A 5,443-nucleotide genomic window follows, 5' to 3' on the forward strand; every position below is an offset into this window, starting at 1 on the left:
ATTTTTTTTTAGTAAATCAGAAATTGCTATATATTTGACAAAAATTTATTCGGTGCTTAGGGTTATTAGACAGACTGACGTTGGCGTGCATTAAAGACAACAGAATAACAATGAAAGATATAGTTCTAAACCAAATAAATATGAATTAACTTTGTCGTAGAAAATTTTTGAGTTATGGGTAAAACGACAAAAATAAAAGTTGAAGAAAAATTAATCTCAATTGTAAAAAGAGACGAGCAGGATTATATATGTCTGACTGATATGGTAAGAGACGAAGAAGGAAGTGTCCATATTAGAAACTGGATGAGAAATAGAAATACCGTTGAATTTATTGGATTATGGGAAACTTTGCATAATCCGAATTTTAAACCTGTCGAATTCGACACCTTTAGAAAACAAGCCGGGCTGAATAATTTTAATTTAACACCGAAAAAATGGATTGAGAAAACAAATGCGATAGGAATTATCTCAAAATCCGGAAGATATGGTGGGACTTATGCACACAAAGATTTAGCATTTGAATTTGGAGCATGGATAAGTCCAATGTTTAAATTATTGTTAATTAAGGAATTCCAACGATTAAAAGAGATTGAAACCAATCAGTATAATTTAGAATGGAATGTAAAACGCATTTTAAGCAAAACAAATTATTTCATTCATACAGACGCAATTAAAGAACACATTATTCCGAAAAAGAATTATGAAAAAAGTGATGAATGGATTATTTATGCTGAAGAAGCAGATTTATTAAATGTTGCAATGTACAATTGTAAAGCAAAAGATTGGAGAGAGGCAAATCTTGAACACGCAAGAAAAGGATTGAACATTAGAGATTTTTCAAGCATAAATGAATTGGTTGTTTTATCAAACCTTGAAAATGCTAATGCCATAATGATTAGTGAGAACATTGACAAAATAAAGAGATTTAAACAACTAAAGATAATTGCAAAATCACAATTAAAAACGTTGGATAATCAGGATTTTATAAAATCATTGAAACGACTTAATGAAACAACTTTTATTAATGAAGAAAACAGGTTGAAGAAGAAATAATACTAAACCGCTATTAAGATGCTGATTAAGAAAATAAATTATTTTTGTTTTGTTTTTCTTCACAAAATTCTTGCATAGCTGTGGCTACGGAATAATTTTTTGAATAAAAACAGGGCGAAAAGAAATGTTTTATTTTCAGTATCTTGATGGCGGTTTAGTATAACGACACGCCAACAAGCAATATAATAAAGTGGGCAGATAGTGTTAAATATGAACGATTTAACTTTAAATAACCATCGTGGCAAAATGAAAGATTGGTTTTTCAAAAAGCCAAACGCACCATATTCAAACCGTCAGACTGTCTAAAAAAATCAACAATTTGTAGATTAAAGATAATTTGCCACCAAAGGAATAATTTCTATTTTTATACTATGAAATTTATACAAGGAAAAGATAGAAGGCAGTCCTATATTTTTCCAACATCACTGAAAGAAGCAATTCGAAAAACGTAACCTAAAAAAAGCAAATTATTTTTGAGTAAAGCAGAAATAGCTTTATATTTGACAAAAATTTAATCGGTGGTTTGGGTTATTAGACAGACTGCCGTTGGCGGTAATTAAAAAACAGAAAAATATGAAAATGAAAACTTTATTATTAATATGGATATTATTTATAATTCCTACAATAAATTTTGCACAGTCAAATGAGTATAATCTATCAAACCTGATAAGTTTTGACGGAGAACCGTCTTTGGCAATTAATCCGACTAATCCTGACAATATTATAGCTGGTTGGATGCGTTTACGAATTGACCAAAGAATGTGGATTGCCACCAGAGCCTCATTTGACGGAGGGGCAAGTTGGAGCACATACAATTTTTTACCCCACATTGATAATTCATATAACTCTGCTGATGTTTCTATCGCTTTTAATAACTCAGGAGTAGCTTATTTATCATATATTGATGTAGATTGGTCAGATACAACTGCAACTGTTTTTGTTACTAAATCACTTGATGGCGGACTTACTTGGGAATCTCCTGTCCCTGTTTTTCATTCAAGTGATACACCAGATAAACCTGTTGACCGTCCATGGATTGCAGTCAATAACAGCGGAGGACCAAATGACGGAACCATTTATTTAACGGCTATGTCGCTTTATTATGATATGATATATCCACATCATGTTTATTTAAAAACATCAATTGATGGCGGTAATACATGGAGTAGTATAAAACAAGTTGACGACAGTCTGCATTCAGTTGGTTCACTTCAAATTTCATGGGGAGCAATATCGGTAGGCGGAGACGGGAAAGTTTATATCGGTTATTATTCTTACGATACATCAGTAAGTCCGTTTGTAAGAGCTTATGTAGCAAGTACAACTGATTTTGGAAATAGTTTTCAATATAATGTCGTAGCAAATGTATTTGTTACTGCAACAACAGATTATACAAACGGATATTCTATTGCCGCCTCGCCTACTGATACAGGTGCAGTCATTATGACATGGATAGACGACCGATATGGTGATGCAGATGTTGTTTATTCCCTTTCTACGGACGGAGGAATAAATTGGTCCTATCCGGCAAGATTAAACGATGATACGGCAGGTAACGGAGTAATTCAGGACAGGGTATGGTCTTATTTTTCAACTGACGGAAAATATGTTGCTGGGTGGAGAGACAGAAGACTTAACGGGACAGGTGCATTAGTTCCCTCTGATATTTATTTAACCTATTCAACAGATGGAGGGAATTCATTCAGTCAAAATTTCAGAATGAGTGATATATCTGCAACGCATGCACCACTTCCTTGCTGTAACTCATTTTTAGGGGTAACAATTAATAATGATTATGTTTATGCCATTTGGGGTGAAGACAGGAATACCGACTGGGAAATTTACATTAATAAATTGCTTATACAAACAACAAATATCAAAAATATAAAAAATGACAATTCAGATATATTAATTTATCCAAATCCGGTTACATCAAATATCAATATTCAATTTTATTTGAAGGAAAAGCAACAAATACAGTTACAATTATTTGACATATCAGGGAAACAACAAACTACAATTTTTAATAAAATGTTTACATCAGGCGAACACATAATTAATGAAAGTTTTGATTATGTCCCGAAAGGAGTTTATATATGCCGATTAACAGGAAAACAATTTATTTCACAAAAATTAGTCATTATAAAAAATTAATTAGGAATGAATACAAAATTAACATACCGCCAACAAACGCTATAAATAATTGCCGTGATAGTTGTAAATACAGGGAGTGTAGCCCGCATTAAGTTCATCGTAACTTGATAAGAAAGCATTCCGCAATCGGCAACTATTCATAGCGTCAGCCGTCAGACTGTCTAAAAAAATCAACAATTTGTAGATAAAAATAATTTGCCACCAAAGGAATAATTTCTATTTTTATACTATGAAATTTATACAAGGAAAAGATAGAAGGCAGTCCTATATTTTTCCAACATCACTGAAAGAAGCAATTCGAAAAACGTAACCTAAAAAAAGCAAATTATTTTTGAGTAAAGCAGAAATTGCTATATATTTGACAAAAATTTAATCGGTGCTTAGGGTTATTAGACAGACTGACGTTAGCCACTATACGAGAAAAGATACAGCATATGAATAGAGAACAAGCTGAAATAAAACTCAAACAGATTTTTGGATTTGATAGTTTCTATGATGAACAATGGGAAACAATTGATATGCTTTTCCAAGGAAAACGAGTTCTGTTGATAGAAAAAACTGGATTTGGAAAATCATTGTGCTTTCAATTTCCAGCTACACAATTTGAAGGTTTAACTGTCATATTTTCACCTTTGATTGCATTGATGCGTGACCAAGTTAAAAGTCTTGTTAACAATGGAATTAGTGCCAAATTTATTAACTCAGAACAAACGCAAGAGGAGAACTCACAAACTATTAAAGACGCAATTAACGGTAAACTGAAAATTTTATATATAGCACCTGAAAGACAAGAAAATCGAGAGTGGATTCATGCAACGAGACAAATGAATCTTTCAATGATTGTAATTGATGAAGCTCATACAATTTCAGTTTGGGGTCACGATTTTCGACCAGCTTTTAGGAGAATTATAAATTTAATACAGTTGCTTCCAAAACATATGCCTGTTTTAGCAACTACTGCAACTGCAACAAAAAGAGTTCAATTTGATGTCGAAAAACAAATATCTAATGACATAACAACATTAAGAGGACGACTAATCAGAGATAATTTCAACCTGTTTGTAATCAATGTCAAATCAGAGGATGAAAAGTTAATTTGGCTTGCTGAGAACCTAAATAGTATTGAAGGAACAGGAATAATTTATACAGGAACAAGAGTGAATACAGAAATATACTCACGATGGTTCGATTACCTTAAAATAAATACTACCGAATATAATGCAGGTCTTGATGGAGAGACAAGAAAAGAAGTTGAAAATGGCTTAATGGCAAACAAGTGGAAGGCTGTTGTTTCTACTAATGCCTTAGGAATGGGAATTGACAAACCTGATATTAGATTCCTAATTCACACACAAATACCAGCTTCACCTATTCATTATTATCAAGAAATAGGTAGAGCAGGTAGAGATGGAAAGCCAACAAGTATTATTTTATTTTATAACTCTTCAAAGGATGACAAAGGAATAGAAGAAGATTATAAACTTCCGAAAGCATTCATTGATGGTGGACGACCAAGTTTAAATAAGTACAATAAAGTTATCAATGCTGTTAAAGGTGAACAATTGGGTGAACGTCAAATAATGAAGGCAACCAACCTTAAAAAAACTCAGGTACGAGTAATTAAAGCTGACTTAATCGAACAAGGTATAATTAAAGAGGTTATTTATGGTCGGTCAAAAAAATATGAATATCAATTTGATGCACCTGAGTTGAACACAAAAGCATTTGAAGAAATGAGAGAATTAAAGCTAAAAGAACTTGAATCAATGATTGAATATGTCAATCTGAATACTTCAAGAATGAAATTTTTATGTGAGTATCTTGGTGATGCAATTCCTGACCAAATTGAAAATTGTGATAATACAAATCTTCAAAAATTCATTTCTAATCCAAAACCTGCAACAATAAATATGCTTTCTGATTTTCGAGAAACTTATTTTCCTGAACTGAGAGTTGAAAGTAGGGGCTCAAAAATTGTAAATGGGATTGCAGCAAGTTATTATGGTGTGTCAAATGTTGGTGCTACTCTTAGTAGATGTAAGTACAAAAATGGAGGAGATTTTCCTGACTTTTTACTTAAATTGACATTAAAAGCATTTCGAAAACAATACGGACAAGAACCATTCGATTTAATTGTATATGTGCCACCTACTGAATCAGGGGACTTGGTTAAGAATTTTGCAGAAAAAATTTCAAGAGTTTTGAAAGTACCTATCTCACATAATCTTGTAAAAAC

Annotated in this window: 3 protein-coding genes; all 3 read left to right on the plus strand. The window is 32.2% G+C overall.

Going from position 1 to position 5,443, the window contains the following annotated elements; translation table 11 throughout:
• The first annotated feature begins 174 nt into the window (after window positions 1–174).
• Window positions 175–1,053: a KilA-N domain-containing protein gene (locus U9R42_01760; GenBank protein MEA3494739.1), complete on the plus strand. Its 879-nt coding sequence runs from the start codon at window positions 175–177 to the stop codon at window positions 1,051–1,053.
• 579 nt (window positions 1,054–1,632) lie between these two features.
• Window positions 1,633–3,207 carry a T9SS type A sorting domain-containing protein gene (locus U9R42_01765; protein MEA3494740.1) on the plus strand — a complete coding sequence of 525 codons (1,575 nt, stop codon included), beginning with the start codon at window positions 1,633–1,635 and terminating at the stop codon, window positions 3,205–3,207.
• A gap of 434 nt (window positions 3,208–3,641) precedes the next feature.
• The coding region (locus U9R42_01770) for a RecQ family ATP-dependent DNA helicase (GenBank protein ID MEA3494741.1) at window positions 3,642–5,443 on the plus strand (1,802 nt) is incomplete at its 3' end.

This window comes from Bacteroidota bacterium (assembly GCA_034723125.1).
In the GTDB taxonomy this organism is placed as follows: domain Bacteria; phylum Bacteroidota; class Bacteroidia; order CAILMK01; family JAAYUY01; genus JAYEOP01.